Here is an 18344-nt window from a genome sequence, read left to right on the forward strand (position 1 = left end):
CCGTAGACTTTCACAGGGCAGCCACAGCTCGCCGCTCCAGACCGGAGCGGCGGGCTCGCGCGTTATTCGATGATCTGCACGACCTTGCGCGTGTCGGGATCGACGAGAACCGCATGATCTCCGACAACCGTATACTTGTAGCGGACATCCGGAACGTCGATTGCGTGGAGCTCGACAGTGTCTGGAAGTGCCGTGCCGACATTGAGTTCGACGCCGAGCAAACTGACTGAGGCCAGCTTCTGCTTATGGATATATTCGCGAACGACCGTCTGTTGTTCGGGCTTGAGAACAATAACGTCCTCGGCAAACGAGGTGCCGATGCCCGCCATAAGGAGGAGGGCGCCGGCGGCGCTGACGAAATATCTGGTCATGGGAATTTCCTTTTCATAGGTCAGTTCGGAAGCGTGGATACGAGCAGATCAGCCGCCACTCGCAGGGGCTGGGGCAGGTGCCGCAGGCTTTGCGGGTACAGCCGGAGCTTCCACCTTTGGCGCTTCAACCTTGACGTTGATATCCTTGCCGCCGTCGCCGCGGATACTGATGACGCCGGTAAAAATAAGCAATACTACGACTGCAATAAGTGCAAGAACAACGGCAATCGCAGTGCCGCCACCACCACCAGAATTAACAACAGTTGGGCCGTCGGCCATGTGTTCCTCTCCTGTTTTATTTAGTTGCATTTGGGAAACGCCTGCCCCGCTTGAACGTTCCGCCTCGGGACTTGGGTCTTAGCTGATGTCCGACTTTGGTCTGGTTCGCCGCGGACTGAAGGCACGGAACAATCTGGCTGATCTCAAGTTCGGTCCCTCGGCGAACAGGCGTGGTGCCGTCGCCGGATTACGCGAGGAGAAAACCATGAAAATCCACTTTGCAAGTGCCGCTGCAGGCTTGTTGCTTTTGGCTGGCGTCGGCAGCGCCGCAGCTCAGGATGTCGTCATCACACCGGAGCAGGATACGGTCGTCCGCGAATATGTGAAAAAGCAGCCGCTGGCTTCGGTGAAGATCCCGGGCGTGGAGCTGAACGTCGGCAGTGCCTTGCCTGATACGGTCGAGCTGCACGAAGTTCCCAACGTCAAATACCGCTACGTCGTGGTCGACAACCGCACCGTCCTGGTCGATCCCGGCACCCGGAAAATTGTGAAGGTCTACGACTGATCGAATAGCTGCCGCCCGCCGCCGGCCATGGCGGCGGGCAGCGGATTTCACATTGCGCTCCAGGATGATCGAAGATGATCGATGACGTAGAGACATCGCCAGCCCTTGATACCCGCCTGGGTTCTCTCAGGGCGAGAATGCGCGATGCGCGCATAACAGAGGCCGACATGAAGACCTTTCAGAAAGTCGCATCCATCATGGTTGGCGGCAGTGGCCGCATCAGCGGCGATGACCTGATTGCAGCTTCGTTCGTCCTCGAGGACCAGCCGGAAGGCTTGTGAGGCGGAGTACTCACGTGTGCAGGCTCCCGCAACGCTGATCCCAAGTGTTCTGGTGCTGAACACATTCCTGCTACGGGCCGGCGTCGAAGGCGTGCCCGCTGGCGAGGTCGCGTCGCGCTCAAGCATCGTCCAGAACACCATGTCGCCGCATGTGAAGATACCCGGCCATGCTAGCCGAAGCCGGCGCCGTAGAAAATCAGCGCGGCCGGCAGAACCGGCAGGCCGGTCCAGAGCGTCGCCACGCCTATGGTCAGAAATGTCACCGAGGCCAGTTTGGTGCAGATCGGATGATGGTAGCGAGCGATCGCCATATCGACCGTACGGGCGCCGGCCTGGGAAGGACCCACCAGCGCGCCAAGGCCGGCCGCCGAGCCCAGCGTGGTCGGCGCGCTGTTTGCCCTGCAACGCGGGTCTATGCGGCGTGCTCGCACAAGTTAGCTCCAACTTGAGGCACGGCGTGAAGTCTCGGTGCTTGCCCCCACGATGGCGAGGTACGAAGTCAAAAGCGGTCAATGTGCTTAGCGATCTACAGTCGACTTCAGCCGCCGTTTCGAATGATGGCGCCCCGCAATCACGAGATTTGTCGATAATAATCGATATTAGGCTGTATTCGCGACTATCCCTCATAGTGGGCGATTAGATAAAATTGATATGATATCCCAGATCGGAGGAGATCGATCCATTCGGGCCGGCATCAGCATGAGTGAACCGCAGCTACCGCAAGTTGACAGCGATCATCGGGCGGATCTGGTTTGGTACGAAGTCTTAATACGTCTCACCTAAGGTCCAACTTTGACTTCGGGAGCGCGACGTTCGACAGACATATCTCCGCAGGTTACATTCGCCAGTCAGACAGCGCTCCGCACTCGAATGGATGTCTCTGAATGCCGGGCCTCACGCCTTCACGACCGCACCCGAGAACCTTGGGATGGATGGGCACGACAGCGCTCGCCATGGGTGGCAGCAATCAAAGCCTGTTTCTGATTGCCGCCCTTTTTGTCGGTCAGGGGAATATTCCCGGTCAAGGAAGCGCTGCGGTTCCTTTGCTCGTTGTTGGTCTGCTTCTAGGCTGGGCCGCCGCGCCTGCGTGGACCGAATTGGTTCTCATGTGGCCAAACCGCGTCGGCGGTATCTCTGCAGCGTGCGCCGAAGCCTTCCGACCTTACAGTCCCGTTCTCTCGGCTCTGACGGGCACCTGCTATTGGTGGGGTTGGGTGCCGACCTGCGGACTGACAGCGGTTCTTTCAGCGTCTGCAATCCAGCAATGGTACCTGCCGGGCCTCCCCGTGGAGGCGGTCGCCTGCGGGCTCATCGCATTCTTTACGGCGGTCAACCTGTGTGGAATCAAGTGGGTGGTCCAACTGGCGATCCCGATCGCCACTGCCTCCGCGACGCTTGCGTTTCTCTCATCCCTCGTCCCGGTCATCAGTGGCTCGGTCGACTGGCGGCAGGCGACGGATTTTGCCCTGACCAGCCCGTTTACCGGCCTGTTCGGCGATATCACGTCGGTGATGGCGGGACTGTACCTGATCGGGTTTGCCGCACCGGCATTTGAGGCTGCAGCCTGCCATGTTGGCGAAACCATCGATCCCAACCGCAACATTCCTCTGGCGATGTGGGCCAGCGCCGCAATGGCCGGCGTCTATTTCCTGGTCCTGCCGGTTGTCTGGCTGGGTGTGCTCGGGCCGGAGCCGCTCGGCACCGACCTCGCCATAGCTCTCGGGCCCACCTTTGCGCCCTTGTTGGGGAGTTTCGGCAAGGCGGCCGCCATCTGGCTCATCATGCTGAACATGTTCCATGGAACGTTGCAGCCATTGGCAGGCGCCGCGCGGACCCTTGCGCAGCTGAGCGAAGACGGCCTGCTGCCGAGCTTCCTGGCCAGGCGCACCTCAACAGATTGTCCCTGGGCGGCAACGCTGCTCACAGCTGCCGCGGCAATCGGCTTCATGCTGTGCGGGTATCCGCTCTGGATGATCGCCGCGGCCAATTTTACGTACCTGATCAGCATCTGCATGCCAAACATCGCAGTCTGGCTCTTGCGCCGTGACAGTCCCGAAGCCGAGCGACCCTTCCGGGCTCCCAGGGGAACGATCATCCTTGGCGTAGGCGCGGCTGCAATATGGCTGTTGACCGCCATACTGGGATTTCAGCAATTTGGCCTTCCTACCGTCCTGTTCGGTCTGGCTTTGGCATATTCGGGTGCTGCGCTCTACGCCTGGCGCACGATGGAGGATCGATACGCACTCGGTCTACCCTTGCTGCCACATACGCTTCACCTGAAGCTTACCGGAGCCATGCTTTTTGTGCTCGTGCTCGACGGTGCCGGCTATTTCCTGGCGATCGGCAGCGTTCCCCAAGGCGACACTTCATTGGTCGCCGCGCTGGAGGACATTTTTGTCGTTGTCGCGCTGCTGACCATCAGCGTTGGCCTGATCTTGCCGGGAATGATCACCCATTCGGCGACCGAGGTGAGCAACGCGGCAAAGCGTCTGACATCCGGAACGCTGAAGGATTTCTCTCTCGCCATGGTCGCCCTGGGGCGGGGAGACCTCGCTGCGGCGCATGCCTCCGTGAACATCATGCCGGTTACGGTAAACTCTCGTGACGAACTTGGAGAGATGGCCGAAAGCTTCAACCTGCTCCAGGACAAGGTGAGGGAAGCCGCCCACGGCCTGGACGACGCGCGCGAGAACATGAACGTAGCGCGTACCGAACTGATGGCACGGCACGAGGAAATCGCGCATCTCGCGCACCACGATCCGCTTACCGGCCTGGCGAACCGAGCCGCGCTTGCAGCACACCTGGCCACGACGCTCGAGCGCGCAAAAGCAACGCACGCCAGCTTTGCCGTCTTCAGCATCGACCTTGACCATTTTAAAGAGGCGAACGACGTTTTCGGGCACGCCGCCGGCGACGATCTGCTTTGCACCATTTCCCGGCGTCTCCAAACCGCGGCGCCTGAGGCCTTTATCGCGCGCATGGGTGGCGACGAATTCACGGTTGTCCTGGCCATGGATGACCGGTCCGCGAGTGCCAAGGACGTTGCGGACCGTCTGTTCGAATCGGCGGCAGGCAAATTCGAAATCCGGGGCCAGCACATTTCGATCGGGGTGAGCATCGGGGCGGCGATCTATCCGAAAGACGGAGAGAATGCAGCGGCGCTGATGGCAAATGCCGACGCAGCGCTCTACCGGGCCAAGGCGGACGGTCGTCGAATGGTGCAATTCTTCGATCCTGAGATGGATAAGCGGCTAAGAGAGCGCTACGCCTTGCAGCGAGATTTGCGCTCTGCGGTCGCCCATGGCGAACTTGTGCTTCATTATCAGCCGCAAGCCAGGATGGACGGCGAAATCTTCGGTTTCGAGGCACTCGCCCGATGGCACCATCCAAAGCATGGGCTCATCTCGCCAAACGCGTTTGTCTCGCTTGCCGAACAGGATGGCACGATCGTTGAGATAGGTGAATGGACGCTCAGGCAGGCGTGCAGAGACGCGGCCTCCTGGCCCTCACCGCTGCAGATCGCCGTCAACCTCTCTCCCGTGCAATTCCGTTTCGGCGACCTGGTAGGCCTCGTTCATTCTATCCTCTACGAGACCGGCCTTGCTCCGGGGCGGCTGGAACTGGAAATCACGGAAGGGGTTCTCATCCGCGACCGGGCAACCGCCTTGTCGGTTTTGCGGAGGTTGAAGGCGTTGGGCGTCAGGGTCTCGATGGATGATTTTGGCACGGGGTATGCCTCGTTGTCCTCGTTGCAGGCGTTTCCATTCGACAAGATCAAGATCGATCGCAGTTTTGTTTCGGGTGTCGGTTCGAATGCCCAATCGGCCGCCATCGTTCGCACGATACTCAGCCTGGGGAATGCGCTGGCCTTGCCTGTCATCGCGGAGGGTGTCGAAACAGAGGACGAGCGTGCCTTCCTGATGAAGGAAGGATGTCCCGAAATCCAAGGATATCTGGTGGGGCGCCCGCATCCGATAGCGCTCTACAAAGATGTGACGAATGGGCTTTCGCCGGGATCTGCCTTCGGGGAGCCCGAGGATACCACCGCACCCCAGGCGCTTGGCGTAACGCGATAGCCGCGGCGCCGTTCGTCGGCGCGCTGCTCCTGCAACACACCGGTGATCGAGGACTGCCGACGGTACTGCTCGGGCTCGCCCTTATAAAGGTCGCACTGGTCGGCGCGCTGTTTGCCTTGCGGGGCCATGCGAAGCATCCGAACCAGCTGGCGCGGGAGCCACCTCCCCTTCCGGCCAGTCCTCCAACAAACCACTTCAAACCCGGCCGTCTCGGCGCTACGTTCGCACCTATGGCCCCACCCACCCAGCCGATCACCGTCACCCGCCGCGACCAGATGTTTCCCATCCTGGGCGACGCCGATATCGAGCGCATGCGCCGGTTCGGCGAGGCGAGTTCCTATGCCGCCGGCGAGCACATCGTCACCGCCGGCACCGTGGCGCCGGGGCTGATCGTCATCCTGTCGGGCACGGTCGATATCACCCAGGATGTCAGGCCCGGCCGGCGCGAGACCATCGTCACCCATGGCCCAGGCAATTTCATCGGCGAGCTGGCGCAGCTTTCCAGCCGGCCGTCGCTGGTCAATGCGGAGGCGGCCGAGCCGGTCGAGGCCTTCGTCATCCCCTCGCAGCGGCTGCGCGACCTGATGGTGCAGGAGGCAAGCCTTGGCGAGCGGATCATGCGGGCGCTGATCCTGCGCCGCGTCGGGCTTCTGGAAAGCGGCTCGAGCGGGCCGGTCGTCGTAGGCCCGGCCGGCAATGGCGACACGCTGCGGCTGCAGGGATTTCTGCGCCGCAGCGGCCAGCCGCACCGCGCGCTCGATTCCGACAGCGACCCGTGCGCCAAGACGCTGATTGAGCATTTTCATGTTGACCCGCACCATCTGCCGATCGTGCTCTGCCCCAACGGCAAGCTGATGCACAATCCCGGCGAAACCGAACTTGCCCGCTGCATCGGCCTGCTGCGGCCGATCGATCCCGACATGGTCTATGACGTCGCCATTGTCGGCGCCGGGCCGGCGGGGCTGGCGGCCGCGGTCTATGCGGCATCCGAAGGGCTGTCGACCATCGTGCTCGATTGCCGCGCCTTCGGCGGCCAGGCCGGCGCCTCCGCGCGCATCGAGAACTATCTGGGTTTCCCCACCGGCATTTCCGGCATGGCGCTGATGGCGCGCGCCTATAACCAGGCGCAGAAATTCGGCGTCGAAATAGTCATCCCCGACGAGGCCAAGCTGCTCGGTGCAGCAGGCGAGGGCTACACGCTTACCGTCGGCGACGGTGAAAGCCTGCGCGCACGCACGGTGGTGATCGCCAGCGGCGCGCGCTACCGCCGCCTCGACGTCGCCAAGCTGGCCGAGTTCGAGGGCACGTCGGTGCATTACTGGGCCTCGCCGATCGAGGCGCGGCTATGCACAGGGCAAGAAGTGGCGCTGGTCGGCGCCGGCAATTCGGCGGGGCAGGCGGCGGTCTATCTCGCCAGCCAGGTCCGCAAGGTGACGATGCTGGCGCGCCGCGGCGGCCTCAGGGAAACCATGTCGCGCTATCTGGTCGAGCGTATCGAGGCGCAACCCAACATCGAGGTGCTTGGCGAGACAGAGATCGAGGCGCTGGAAGGCGAAGGCGGCAATCTCACCCAGTTGCGCTGGCGCAACCCCGGCGGCGTCGAGACGCGCCCGATCCAGCATCTCTTCCTGTTCATCGGCGCCGACCCCAACACCGATTGGCTGGCTGGGTGCGATATCGCGCTCGACGCCAGGGGCTTCGTGCGCACCGGCGCCGACATAGGGGCGGGCCAGATGGAGACCAGCCGCAGCGGCGTGTTCGCCATTGGCGACGTGCGCTCCGGCTCGGTCAAGCGGGTCGCCGCCGCCGTCGGCGAAGGCGCCCAGGTGGTGGCTGCCTTGCACGCCTATCTCGCGCGACCCGACGCAGCAGCGCCCGAACTGGCCAGGAGAGCATAATGGATGAATGCAAACACACGCGCGACATCAAGACGGTGACGCCGAGCGCGCTCGGTTGCGAGGAGTGCCTGAAGAGCGGCTCCATGTGGGTGCATCTCAGGCTCTGCCGCACCTGCGGCCATGTCGGCTGCTGCGACGACTCGCCCAACCGCCACGCCACCAAGCATTTCCACGCCACCAAGCACCCTGTCATCGAAGGCTACGACCCGCCGGAAGGCTGGGCCTGGTGCTTTGTCGACGAGGCGTTCATCGACCTGGAAGGCGACGTGACGCCGCAGAACGGCCCGATCCCGAAGTTTTTCTGAGGCGGCCGTTCCCGGGCAGGCAAGCCGACGGCCGTGCCGCTATTTCACCGAGCCCGTAACCGTGCGGTCGAGGGCGTCGGGACTGTGGTCGTTGCCGGCAAGTGCGGCAATGATCAGAAGACTGGCGACGACCGGGACGAACAGGATGGCCACGCGGGCCTGCACATAAAAGATGGCTCGCCATTCGCTGCGCTTTTCCGGGCTGTTGTCCATCACACTCACTCTCGCCATGCCTCCCCGAGGCGGGACATAGCGGCGAAGGGTTAAGCAAAGGCTGCTGAATGTGTTAACGCGCGGCGGATTGGGATTTAATCTTCACGGTCAGCGCCGCCCCTCATTGTCATCGGTACGCATCCGGTACGCCTACCCCCGCAGCGCCTGGTCCAGATCGGCGATCAGATCATCGCCATCCTCGATCCCCGCCGACAACCGCACCAGCGAATCCGAAATGCCGATTTCCGCGCACTTTTCCGCCGGGATCGAGCCGTGGGTCATCAGCGCCGGGTGTTCGATCAGGCTTTCGACGCCGCCGAGGCTTTCAGCCAGCGTGAACAGTTGCGTCCGTTCGAGGAAGCGTTTGGTGCCGGCGAGGTCGCGGTCGAGGTCGACCGAGATCATGCCGCCGAAGGCATGCATCTGCTGGACGGCGATGGCGTGCTGCGGATGGCTGGCCAGGCCGGGATAGACGACGCGGCGCACATCTTTTCGCGCCTCCAGCCACTGCGCAATCTTCAGGCCGTTCGTGGAATGCCGCTCCATCCTGAGCGCCAGTGTCTTGATGCCGCGCAGCGCGAGAAAACTGTCGAAGGGACCGGAGATGGCTCCGATGGCGTTCTGCAGGAATTTCAGCTGGGCGGCGAGGTCCTTGTTGTCGCCGACGATGGCGACGCCGCCGACCATGTCGGAATGGCCGTTGAGATATTTCGTCGTCGAGTGCACGACGATGTCGATGCCGAGTTCCAGCGGCCGCTGGATGTAGGGGCTGCAGAACGTGTTGTCGGCGACCGTCAAAACCCCTTTGCGCCTGGCGAGTGCCGCAACGCCTTCGAGGTCGACGATACGCAGGAGCGGATTGGTCGGAGTTTCGACCCAGAGCAGTTTTGTCTCCGGGCGAATCGCTGCTTCCACCGCCGCCAGATCGGTGAAGTCCACAAAACTCACCTGCAGATTGGCCGAGCGCTTGCGCACCCGCTCCATCAGCCGGAACGAGCCGCCATAGATGTCGTCGGTTGCAACGATATGGGCGCCGCTGTCGAGCAGCTCGAGCACGGTCGAGATCGCCGCCAGGCCGGAAGCAAAGGCAAAGGCCGCGGAGCCGCTCTCGAGATCGGCCACCGCGCGCTCGAAGGCAAAGCGGGTCGGGTTCTGGCTGCGGGCGTACTCAAACCCCTTGTGCACGCCGGGCGACTGCTGGCCATAGGTCGAGGTCGCGTAGATCGGCACCATCACCGCGCCGGTCAGCGGGTCATGGCTCTGGCCGCCATGGATGGTGCGCGTGGAAAAAGCCAGGCGGTTCTTGCCCGATGGGGATGTTTCAGCAGTCATCGTGCGCGCCTCAAATGGTTGATCAGGTCGATACGGGTTATCAGGCCGACGAACTCGTCGCCATCGAAGATGATGGCGACCTCGTTGCGGTCGAACACCGGCAGCAGCGCATCCAGCGTCTGGCTGGCCTGCAGCGTGTGCAGATTGGAGGTCATGGCGGTGCGCACCGGGGCGTTGAAGCGGTCCCAGCGGCCGTCATAGGGGCCGTCGACCTTGGCCAATATATCGCCCTCATCGATAATGCCGACCAGCTTGCCATTGTCCAGCACCGGCAGCTGCGAGACATCGGAGCGGCGCATGCGGCCATAGGCGTTGAGCAGGCTTTCGTCGGGGCCGACATAGACGGTGTCGCCGGTGCGGTGCGAGCGCATGACAAGGTCGCGCAGATCGCCATGCTGTTCCTGTTCGGCCAGCCCCTGTTCGGCCAGCCAGAAATCGTCGAACACCTTGGACAGGTATTTGTTGCCGCTGTCGCAGACGAAGGTGACGACGCGTTTCGCTGTCGTCTGCTCGCGGCAATAGCGAAGCGCGGCCGACAGCAGCGTGCCGGAAGACGAGCCGGCGAGAATGCCTTCCTTCGAAAGCAGGTCCCGCACGGCCAGCATGCTCTGCTTGTCTGGGATGGAATAGGCTTTCCTGACCAGCGACAGATCGGCATTGGGCGGCACAAAATCCTCGCCGATGCCTTCGACGGTCCAGCTGCCGGCCTCTTCCATCTTGCCGGTCTTGATCAGCGGCGCCAGCACCGATCCGACGGGATCGGCCAGCACCATTTCGGTCTTCGGCGATGTTCTGGCGAAGTAGCGGCCAAGCCCGGTCAGCGTGCCGCCGGAGCCGACGCCGACGACCACGGCGTCGAGGTCGCCGTCGAGCTGGGCAAGGATTTCCGGTCCGGTGGTGGTCTCATGCGCCTCGGGGTTGGCCGGGTTGGCGAACTGGTTGGCGTAGAAGGCGCCGGGCGTTTCCGATGCGATCTTCTCGGCCATGTCCTGGTAATATTCGGCATGGCCCTTGCCGACATCGGAGCGCGTCATGCGCACTTCGGCGCCGAGCGCGCGCAGATGCTGGATCTTTTCGCGCGACATCTTGTCGGGCACGACGAGGATGATGCGGTAGCCCTTGGGGATGCCGACCTGGGCGAGGCCGAGGCCGGTATTCCCGGCGGTCGCCTCGACGATGGTGCCGCCGCGCTTGAGCTTGCCTTCCTTCTCGGCCGCGGAAATCATAGACAGCGCAATGCGGTCCTTGATCGAGCCGCCTGGATTCTGGCTTTCGAGCTTGATGAACAGCCGGCACTTGCCGGTGTCGAATTTGGTCAGTTCGACCACCGGCGTCTGGCCGATGAGGTCGAGCACCGAGGCGTAGGGCGGACGCAGGCGCGATAACGCGCCGTCCGAACTGCCTGGCGCAGCTTTTCCGTGCTCGCTCATGTCGATGTGCTCCCTTGAACAAGCGACCGCCTCGGGGGCAGAGCGGCAGCGTAGCTTCTTTTCCGGCCGTTTGCAGTCGGAAAGAAGGTAGATCGTGCCAATCAACCGGCGAGAGGGGGAATGGAATTCCAGTTTTAGGCCGGCTTTGGACTCAAGCCCAACACCCTCCGTAGCGATCCTTCCCACCCCCCTCTGAGGGGCGTGCTATCCCGCCGACGTCAACAGCTTTACCCCAGCAGCTGCTTGCTCAGCCTAGCGCATTGCACGCGGATGTCGGGGATGGCGTCGATCTCGAAGAAGGTGCCGCGGGTCAGCGGCCCGACGGCGAGGATCTTGGCCGATGCGGTGCCGTCGCCGGCGATGATTTCGCACTTGGCTGTGACATCGAGGCCAAGCCGCAGCGGGTCGGGCCGCGCCAGGCCGCGGTCGACCAGCGAGCGCACGACGCTGTTCGACGTCGTCGAGATGTCGCGGGCGATGCCGGTGCAATCATAGATGCGGGCGACCTGCAGCGTTTCCAGCGCCTTTGTGTGGCGGGACTGGATGCCGACGGTGAATCCATCGCCAGCCTCGATGCCGACGACACGGCCGGCGACCGGGCGGATGCGGCCGGTGCGCACCGCTTCGGTGACGCGGGCATGCACCTCGGGCGCCAGCCGATGGCGATGGATGTCCCACCAGGCCTTGGTGTGCTCGACGAAGCGGCGCTTGGCCGAGGACGGCCAGTTCTGCCAGATCTTCTGATTGAAGGGTCGCAGCCCATCGACGACGTCGCGCCAGTCGATGCCGGCCTTCTGGTTTTCGCGGATCAGGTCGCGGAACCAGCCGACGAAATAGGAGAGCTGCGTGCCGAGCGGAATGTCGGCGACGTCGAGCTTGATCGGGTTGCCCTTGCGGTGCGGCGACGGCAGCAGGCCGCGCCGCGACACGGCGACGATCTCGCCGCGATGGCCGCGCTGCTCGAGCGACAGGAAGGCATCGACCATGCTGAGCCCGGTGCCCAGCACCAGCACGCGGGCTTCAGGATCGAGCGCGGTGTCGGCCTCGGTGCCCATACGGATGGCGTGGCCCTGGCCGGCGCCGGGCTGCTCGTCATGGCCGGTGGCAAGCACCGCCAGATGCGCGACGACGCTGGTGCCGTTGGCCAGCACCACTTCGACACCGGACGATGTCGGCGAGATCGACAGGCTTTCCTCGCGAATCAGCCTGAGACGGCCGGTTTCCTTTTCGCGCGCTTCGAGCTCGTCGAGCACTTCCTTGAGGTAGCGGGCATAGACGCTGCGCGGTGCATAGAAGGGTGTCTGCGGCGTCTGTTCCTGGCTTATCAGGCCGCGCCCCTGCAACCAGCGCCAGAAATTCAGGGGATCGTCGGCATAGGCGCTCATCCCCGCAGCGCTGACATTCAGCACGTGCGCCGACAAAAGCGTCGAATAGGCGATGCCCTGGCCGAAATGCGGACGCTTTTCGATCAGCGTGACGCGAAGGTCCGGGTTGGGCGACTTCAGCAGATGCGCGGCCAACACGACGCCGCTGGCGCCGCCACCGACGATGATGATCGAGCTGCGGATGATCGAATTGGCGCGCGCGACGCTCATGCGAGCACGCTCAGGATCAGGCGGGGACCTTTTGCGCCGGCGCAAGCTCGTCGATGTCCCTCGCGACCGGAAGGTCGTCGAGGACGATGTCGCGCATCTCGGCCAGCGTGCGCTGGTCGAGCACCTCGGCGATCGCCTGCCGGACCTCGAGCATCAGATGTCGGACTTGGCATGTCGCCTCATTGCAGTCTTCACAGCGCTGATACTGAGTGCGGCTGGCGCAGGGGATGGGCGCCAGCGGTCCGTCGAGGACGCGCACGACATGGCCGACCTTGATCTCGTCGGCCGGGCGCGCCAAGCGATAGCCGCCATCCTTGCCCTTGCGGCTCTGGACGAAACCGGCATTGCGCAATTCGCCCAGAATGGCGTCGAGGAATTTCTTCGGAATGTTGTTGCCGCTGGCGATGTCGCCGACAAAGGCGAGCTGTCCCGTCGGCAGTTGCGCCAGATGGACCAGCGCCTTGAGGCCGTACTTGCCTTTTTTGGTGAGCATAGACCGAATGTTTCTCTGTCAGGCGATGGCCCAAAACCATCGGTTGCGAAACGCCTGACGTGCCTCCCCGCCGCGTGCAAGCTGCTTCGACACATAAATTCTACTGACATGATATACAAGCCGAGAAACCTTGATATTGCTTCGTTTTCACGCCGCAGGGGCCACTTTGGCAAGGCTTTGTGCCGTTAAGGTCACAGCCAGCCGCGAGCGATAGCGGCGATGAGCGGCGGCTCCTGCTCCCAATGTCGATAAGATTACTATACTTACCGTCGAACACGCGGAACGTGTTTTCAAATCAACCGTCTTTTACAGCATGGATTTGCGCCATTTGGGGCTTTGCCAGGAATTTTGGGTCGCAGCCCGCGGATCGGCGAAACATGACTCCCGACAACTCGGGCGCCGCCCTGCGCCCGATATCAGGACGCCGCGTTGTCGCTCTGAGACCGGGCGGCCTTGGCGGCCACCGGCACGCCGCTTGAGCGCAGCATCCAGCGGTGGCCGTCGCTGCGGAAGTCGGTGAGGCTCAACGGCTCGACATCGATCCTGCGGCAGGCCGCAAGCGGCGCGCCGAGCACCAAATCAGGCCTCTTCCGTAGCGAGGGTTGGCAGGACCACCAACTCTTCAGCACCTTTGGGGCGCCGTTTGCGTTTGTGCACGGTCCGACACGGGCCGGTCACCGCGCCCGCATCAGCCGTTGGTTTTTTTCTAACAAGTGCTTTTTCCTTGGAACGATTTAACTCTACAAGAATGATAGAATTAGCTGACTATGAACAGGCATCCGGTTTTTCTCATTTTTCATGGAGCCTTTCATGTCCAGCATTTCGCGACGCATTGTCCTCCTGTCGTCGGCAGCTTTGGCGGGTGCGGCCTTCCTCGGCCCGGCCCAGGCGCAGGACCTCAACATCACGATCGGCTACCAAACGGTGGTCGAACCTTCCAAAGTAGCGCAAGCCGACGGCGCCTATGAAAAGGCGACCAAGGCCACGATCGACTGGCGCAAATTCGATTCCGGCGCCGATGTCATCGCCGCCGTCGCATCCGGTTCGGTCGATATCGGCTATGTCGGCTCGAGTCCGCTGGCCGCGGCCGCCAGCCGCGAACTGCCGATCCAGACCATCTTTGTCGTCGGCCTGATCGGCCAGTCCGAGGCGCTGGTCGCCCGCAACGGATCCGGCATCGAGAAGATCGCCGACCTCGCCGGCAAGAAGGTGGCGGTGCCGTTCGTGTCGACCACGCATTACAGCCTGCTTGCGGCGCTGAAGCACGACAACGTTGACCCGAAGTCGGTCGAAATCCTTAATCTCAGGCCACCGGAAATAGCCGCCGCCTTCGCCCGCGGCGACATAGACGCGGCCTATGTCTGGGATCCGGCGCTCGGCCAGATCAAGACGACAGGCAAGGTGGTGCTGGATTCCTCGCAGGTTGCCGCCTGGGGCGCGCCGACCTTCGACGCCTGGATCGTGCGCACCGACTTCGCCGAAAAGAACCCGGACGCCGTGCGCGATTTCGTCAAGGTGACCGGCGAATCCTATGCCCAGTTCCTGGCCAAGCCCGAGGCATGGTCGGTTTCGTCGCCGGAAGCGGCCAAGATCGCCAAGATCACCGGTGCCAAACTGGAAGAGGTGCCGCAGCTCCTCAAGGGTTACGTCTTCCCGACATTGGAAGAGCAGGCTTCCGACAAATTCCTCGGCGGCGGCACGGTCAAGGCGATCGAGGCAGCTTCGGCCTTCCTCAAGGAGCAGGGCAAGATCGACGCCGTGCTGCCCGACTATTCGAAATACGTGTCGTCGAAATACGTGACCGAGGCTCTGGCCTCGAACTGATCTTCAGTTTTACGCAATTCCGGACGGAAAACCGCTTTACACTTTTCCTGGAATTGCCCTGAACACGCGCGGTTTCTTCTTCCCTGACGCCGCGTGCTGCCTGTCCCGGATCCGCTTAACGAGGGCCGGGGCAGGCTGATTTTCTTCCGGAGCCCCTTTTCATGCCGCATCTCGTACTCGACCCGCATCTCGTACTCGACAAGGTCTCGGTTCACTATGACGGCCAGGCAGCGCCGGCGGTCGACCGGGTTTCCATCGATGTCGCCAAGGGCGATTTCGTCGTGCTGGTCGGCCGCTCCGGCTGCGGCAAGACTTCGCTGCTCAATGTCGCCGCCGGCCTGGTCGAGCCCGCGCGCGGGGTCGCCACGATCGGCGGCCGGCCGATCACCGGCCCAGGCTCCGACCGGGCGGTCGTGTTCCAGAACGATGCGCTGTTTCCCTGGCTGACGGCCCGTGAAAACGTGGCCTTTGCGCTCAGGCTGCGCGGCGTGCCGCAAGCCGAGCGGGCGCGCCGCGCCGACCAGTTGCTGACGCTGGTCAAGCTTAACGGCGTCGGCGACAAACGCATCTGGGAATTGTCCGGCGGCATGCGCCAGCGCGTCGGCCTCGCCCGAGCGCTCGCGGCCGAGCCTGAATTCCTGCTGCTCGACGAACCGCTCGGCGCACTCGATGCGCTGACGCGCGAGCGCATGCAGACGACGCTGCTCGACCTGTGGACCGCAAGCCGGGTCGGCGTGCTGATGGTCACGCACGGCATCGAGGAGGCGCTGGTGCTGGCCACAAGCATCGTCGTTTTGGCGCCCGGACCGGGCCGCGTGGTGCGGACATTCGAGACCAGTTTCAGCCGGCGCTATGCCGCAGGCGAGCCGATCCGCGCCATCAAGACCGATCCGGCCTTTGCCGCGGCGCGCGGCGAGCTGACCGATGCGATCTTCGAAGGAGTGGTGGCATGAGCGTCACCTCCTACAGCGAGCGGCCGGCCACCGGGACCGGCGAGGCCGATGCCGTTTCGGTGCCGTGGTCGCGGCCGGTGCGGAAGCGGCGCGGGGTTTCCTCGCGGGCGATCAGCGCCGTCACCATCCTGGCCGCGCTGGCGGCATGGGCGCTGTCTGCGCGCCTGCAACTGGTGTCGCCGGTGTTCCTGCCGTCGCCCGCTGCCGTGTGGACCAAGTTCATCGTGGTGATCAAGGACGGCTTCGTCGACGCGACTTTGCTCCAGCACATCGTCGCCAGCCTCGGCCGCGTGTTCGCGGCGCTGCTCGCGGCCATCGTCATCGGCGTTCCGGTTGGGCTGGCTATGGGCATTTCGACGGTCGGGCGCGGCATCTTCGATCCCTTGCTCGAATTTTTGCGGCCGATCCCGCCGCTCGCCTATCTGCCGCTGGTCATCATCTGGTTCGGCATCGGCGAGCCGTCAAAGATCCTGGTGATCGCCATTGCCATGCTGGCGCCCGTGGCGCTGTCGACGGCCTCGGGCGTGCGCGGTGTCTCAAAGGAGCGCATCGATGCGGCCCGTTCGCTTGGTGCGACGCAGCGCCAAGTGGTGCGCCATGTCATCCTGCCCAGCGCGCTGCCGTCGATCCTCACCGGCCTGCGCATCGCGCTCGGCGCCGGCTGGTCGACGCTGGTTGCAGCCGAGCTGGTGGCGGCAACGCGCGGCCTCGGCTTCATGATCCAGTCGGCCGCCCAGTTCCTGGTCACCGATGTCGTGGTGATGGGAATAGTGGTGATCGCGACAATAGCCTTCGTGCTGGAATTCATCATCCGCCGGATCGAGCGTCAGCTGGTTCCGTGGGCGGGAAAGGAATGACAACAAGTTTCTTCCGGTTTGACCGGCTGCTTCCCTTCGCAGCACGGCGACCGCCGACCCCGGAACAGAAGGAGTGATGTCATGACCCAGTCCACCGCGGTGCTGTTCGCCCATCTCGGCAACTGGCTGCTCGCCTGGCGGGAGAACTCGTCGTCACAGCCGCAACCGAAATCGCCGGCCCCCGTGCAACTCGACGCCGAACGCGACCGCCTGCCGCCACGCGACGAGGGATTTTACTGGGCCTGGCAGTATTGGTCGCAGTGAGGTGATGGTGATTAGCGCCAGCCTTCGCGATTTCGTCATCCTAGGGCGAAGCAAGGAGCGAAGCGACGCGGCGCAGACCCTAGGATCCATGCCGAGACGCTGATGCTACGCTCCAGGGGAGCAACAAACCTGGCGCCTACCACCCGGTTCCGCGAAACAGCTCAAACCACTCCGGATTGGCCTTCTCTATCAGTTCGATCTTCCACTGTCTCGGCCATCGCTTCAGCGACTTCTCGCGTTGAATGGCATCGGTGATGTCGAAGAATTCCTCATACCAGACCAGCCGTTGAACACCGTAGCGGCTGGTGAAGCCTGCGCCCTGGCCGGATTTGTGTTCAGGCATGCGGCGGGCGAGATCGTTGGTGACGCCGATGTAGATCGTGCCGCGTTTTTGGCTTGCAGTCATGTAGACGTAGCCGGTCATGGTTTCAGGGTATCGAGCCTCGGTTCGCGCACAAGCGACATTCTGATCCGTTCCACTCTACGGCAAACGTCACGGCATGGATCCTAGGGTCTGCGCCGCGTCGCTTCGCTCCTTGCTTCGCCCTAGGATGACGAGCGCTGGGTTCTGAAGAAAATATTTCCACGTCAAGCAGCCAACTCGCAAAATCGTTTCTCTACTAAATTTATAGACCTACCTAGCCTTGTCTCTCATCCACGGCAGGGAGCCCTTCCCGGCGCCGGTTCGCAGCGAAGGAAGAGGGATCATGTTCAGCCTGACCAGACGCGTTTTCGGCCTTGGCCTTTTGGCGGCGGGCATTGCTGCCTCGCTCAGTGCCTCGGCGCAGGAGTTGAAGCAGCTCAACATCGGCTATCAGAAGACCGGCCTGCCGGTCATCGCCCGGCAGCAGCAGGTGATCGAGAAGGCGCTGAGCGACAAGGGTGTCGCGGTGAAATGGGTCGAATTCACCGCCGGCCCGCCGCTGGTCGAGGCGCTCAATGTCGGCGCCATCGATGTCGGCTGGACCGGCGACGCACCGCCAATCTTCGGCCAGTCGGCCGGCGCCAACATCGTCTATGCGGCGGCACTGCCGGCCAATGGCGACGGCGAAGCGATCTTCGTCAAGCCGGCATCGCCGATCCAGTCGCTCGCCGACCTCAAGGGAAAGCGCATCGGCGTCGGCAAAGGCACCAGCGCGCACAATCTGCTGGTCGCGGCACTCGAAAAAGCAAACATCCCCTTCGACCAGATCACCCCGGTCTATCTCAGCCCGGCCGATGCTGCGGCGGCTTTCGCCAGCGACCAGATCGATGCCTGGGCGGTCTGGGATCCGTTCTACGCCATCGCCGAGACACGCTACCAGCCGCGCGTGCTGGCGCGCTCCAGCGAGGTGCTGAAGGTGAACACCTATTTCCTCGCCAACAAGGATTTCGCCAAGGCGCATCCGGAGACGATCGCCACGACGATATCGGCGCTCGGCGTGGCGGCGAAATGGGCGGACGCGAACCGCGACAAGGTTGCCGCGGCGCTGCATGAGGTGACCGGCGTGCCGCTCGATGCACAGACGATCGCGGCCAACCGCACCAAATTCGGCATCTTCCCGATCACCGACGAGATCATCGCCGGCCAGCAGGCGACAGCCGATCGCTTCTACAAGCTCAAGCTGATCCCGAACGCGGTGCGCATCTCCGACGCCGTGTGGACCGCACCGGGCAATTGAACTTTCT

The 18344-nt window shown here is 63.2% G+C and carries 20 protein-coding genes; 10 read left to right on the forward strand and 10 right to left on the reverse strand.

Features of this window, described 5'->3' with window-relative positions; genetic code table 11:
- Window positions 1-62: 62 nt before the first annotated feature.
- Both X733_RS145855 and X733_RS1000000168370 read right to left on the reverse strand, forming a co-directional pair.
- Window positions 63-371: a DUF1236 domain-containing protein gene (locus tag X733_RS145855; RefSeq protein WP_023819310.1), complete on the reverse strand. Its 309-nt coding sequence runs from the start codon at window positions 369-371 to the stop codon at window positions 63-65.
- Between the two features lie 48 nt (window positions 372-419).
- The gene (locus tag X733_RS1000000168370) at window positions 420-650 is read right to left on the reverse strand and encodes a hypothetical protein (RefSeq protein WP_081740701.1); all 231 of its coding nucleotides are present in this window, start codon (window positions 648-650) and stop codon (window positions 420-422) included.
- Between the two features lie 205 nt (window positions 651-855).
- On the opposite strand from X733_RS1000000168370, the gene X733_RS145850 reads away from it, so the two are divergent.
- Window positions 856-1155, forward strand: coding sequence for a DUF1236 domain-containing protein (locus X733_RS145850; protein ID WP_023687568.1), 300 nt, complete (start codon window positions 856-858; stop codon window positions 1153-1155).
- Window positions 1156-1229: 74 nt separating this feature from the next.
- Window positions 1230-1436 carry a hypothetical protein gene (locus tag X733_RS145845; RefSeq protein ID WP_023681214.1) on the forward strand — a complete coding sequence of 69 codons (207 nt, stop codon included), beginning with the start codon at window positions 1230-1232 and terminating at the stop codon, window positions 1434-1436.
- A 170-nt stretch (window positions 1437-1606) separates the two neighbouring features.
- On the opposite strand, the gene X733_RS1000000168375 is transcribed toward X733_RS145845, so the two are convergent.
- Entirely contained in the window at window positions 1607-1867 is a 261-nt protein-coding gene (locus X733_RS1000000168375; protein WP_196813746.1) for a hypothetical protein, read from the reverse strand.
- A 501-nt stretch (window positions 1868-2368) separates the two neighbouring features.
- Here X733_RS1000000168375 and X733_RS1000000170290 point away from each other — a divergent pair.
- The 3 genes from X733_RS1000000170290 to X733_RS145830 all read left to right on the forward strand — a co-directional run bounded on the left by X733_RS1000000170290 (window position 2369) and on the right by X733_RS145830 (window position 7715).
- On the forward strand, window positions 2369-5512 hold the full coding sequence (locus tag X733_RS1000000170290; protein WP_196813747.1) for an amino acid permease: 3144 nt from the start codon (window positions 2369-2371) through the stop codon (window positions 5510-5512).
- 230 nt (window positions 5513-5742) lie between these two features.
- On the forward strand, window positions 5743-7410 hold the full coding sequence (locus X733_RS145835; protein WP_023819312.1) for an FAD-dependent oxidoreductase: 1668 nt from the start codon (window positions 5743-5745) through the stop codon (window positions 7408-7410).
- Complete coding sequence (locus X733_RS145830) at window positions 7410-7715, forward strand: UBP-type zinc finger domain-containing protein (protein WP_023698083.1); 306 nt, start codon at window positions 7410-7412, stop codon at window positions 7713-7715. Before X733_RS145835 ends, X733_RS145830 begins: the two co-directional genes overlap by 1 nt.
- Window positions 7716-7754: 39 nt before the next feature.
- Here the strand turns inward: X733_RS145830 and X733_RS1000000168380 are convergent, their stop codons facing one another.
- The 6 genes from X733_RS1000000168380 to X733_RS1000000169690 all read right to left on the reverse strand — a co-directional run bounded on the left by X733_RS1000000168380 (window position 7755) and on the right by X733_RS1000000169690 (window position 13356).
- The gene (locus tag X733_RS1000000168380) at window positions 7755-7946 is read right to left on the reverse strand and encodes a hypothetical protein (RefSeq protein WP_196813750.1); all 192 of its coding nucleotides are present in this window, start codon (window positions 7944-7946) and stop codon (window positions 7755-7757) included.
- A 132-nt stretch (window positions 7947-8078) separates the two neighbouring features.
- Entirely contained in the window at window positions 8079-9260 is a 1182-nt protein-coding gene (locus tag X733_RS145825; protein WP_023819313.1) for a PLP-dependent aspartate aminotransferase family protein, read from the reverse strand.
- On the reverse strand, window positions 9257-10690 hold the full coding sequence (locus X733_RS145820; protein WP_023819314.1) for a pyridoxal-phosphate dependent enzyme: 1434 nt from the start codon (window positions 10688-10690) through the stop codon (window positions 9257-9259). Before X733_RS145820 ends, X733_RS145825 begins: the two co-directional genes overlap by 4 nt.
- A gap of 227 nt (window positions 10691-10917) precedes the next feature.
- Window positions 10918-12285, reverse strand: a complete 1368-nt coding sequence (locus X733_RS145815; protein ID WP_023672083.1) for an FAD/NAD(P)-binding protein — start codon at window positions 12283-12285, stop codon at window positions 10918-10920.
- 16 nt (window positions 12286-12301) lie between these two features.
- Window positions 12302-12778 (reverse strand): Rrf2 family transcriptional regulator, encoded by a 477-nt coding sequence (locus tag X733_RS145810; RefSeq protein WP_023692934.1) that lies wholly within the window; start codon window positions 12776-12778, stop codon window positions 12302-12304.
- A gap of 416 nt (window positions 12779-13194) precedes the next feature.
- On the reverse strand, window positions 13195-13356 hold the full coding sequence (locus X733_RS1000000169690; protein ID WP_023740227.1) for a hypothetical protein: 162 nt from the start codon (window positions 13354-13356) through the stop codon (window positions 13195-13197).
- 232 nt (window positions 13357-13588) lie between these two features.
- Here X733_RS1000000169690 and tauA point away from each other — a divergent pair, with 232 nt between their 5' ends.
- The 4 genes from tauA to X733_RS145790 all read left to right on the forward strand — a co-directional run bounded on the left by tauA (window position 13589) and on the right by X733_RS145790 (window position 16676).
- A complete protein-coding gene (tauA, locus tag X733_RS145805; protein WP_023692932.1) occupies window positions 13589-14602 on the forward strand; it encodes a taurine ABC transporter substrate-binding protein in 1014 nt (337 codons plus the stop codon).
- A gap of 161 nt (window positions 14603-14763) precedes the next feature.
- On the forward strand, window positions 14764-15555 hold the full coding sequence (locus X733_RS145800) for a taurine ABC transporter ATP-binding protein (protein ID WP_023819315.1): 792 nt from the start codon (window positions 14764-14766) through the stop codon (window positions 15553-15555).
- A complete protein-coding gene (locus X733_RS145795) occupies window positions 15552-16412 on the forward strand; it encodes an ABC transporter permease subunit (RefSeq protein WP_023819316.1) in 861 nt (286 codons plus the stop codon). The genes X733_RS145800 and X733_RS145795 overlap by 4 nt, the downstream gene beginning before the upstream one ends.
- A gap of 81 nt (window positions 16413-16493) precedes the next feature.
- A complete protein-coding gene (locus tag X733_RS145790) occupies window positions 16494-16676 on the forward strand; it encodes a hypothetical protein (RefSeq protein ID WP_023672089.1) in 183 nt (60 codons plus the stop codon).
- A 136-nt stretch (window positions 16677-16812) separates the two neighbouring features.
- Here X733_RS145790 and X733_RS145785 read toward each other — a convergent pair whose 3' ends face one another.
- The gene (locus X733_RS145785) at window positions 16813-17100 is read right to left on the reverse strand and encodes a GIY-YIG nuclease family protein (RefSeq protein WP_023710330.1); all 288 of its coding nucleotides are present in this window, start codon (window positions 17098-17100) and stop codon (window positions 16813-16815) included.
- Window positions 17101-17383: 283 nt separating this feature from the next.
- Here X733_RS145785 and X733_RS145780 point away from each other — a divergent pair, with 283 nt between their 5' ends.
- Complete coding sequence (locus tag X733_RS145780; protein ID WP_023687582.1) at window positions 17384-18337, forward strand: sulfonate ABC transporter substrate-binding protein; 954 nt, start codon at window positions 17384-17386, stop codon at window positions 18335-18337.
- Window positions 18338-18344: the final 7 nt, after the last annotated feature.

The sequence above is a fragment of the Mesorhizobium sp. L2C066B000 genome, from assembly GCF_000502335.1.
Lineage (GTDB): Bacteria > Pseudomonadota > Alphaproteobacteria > Rhizobiales > Rhizobiaceae > Mesorhizobium.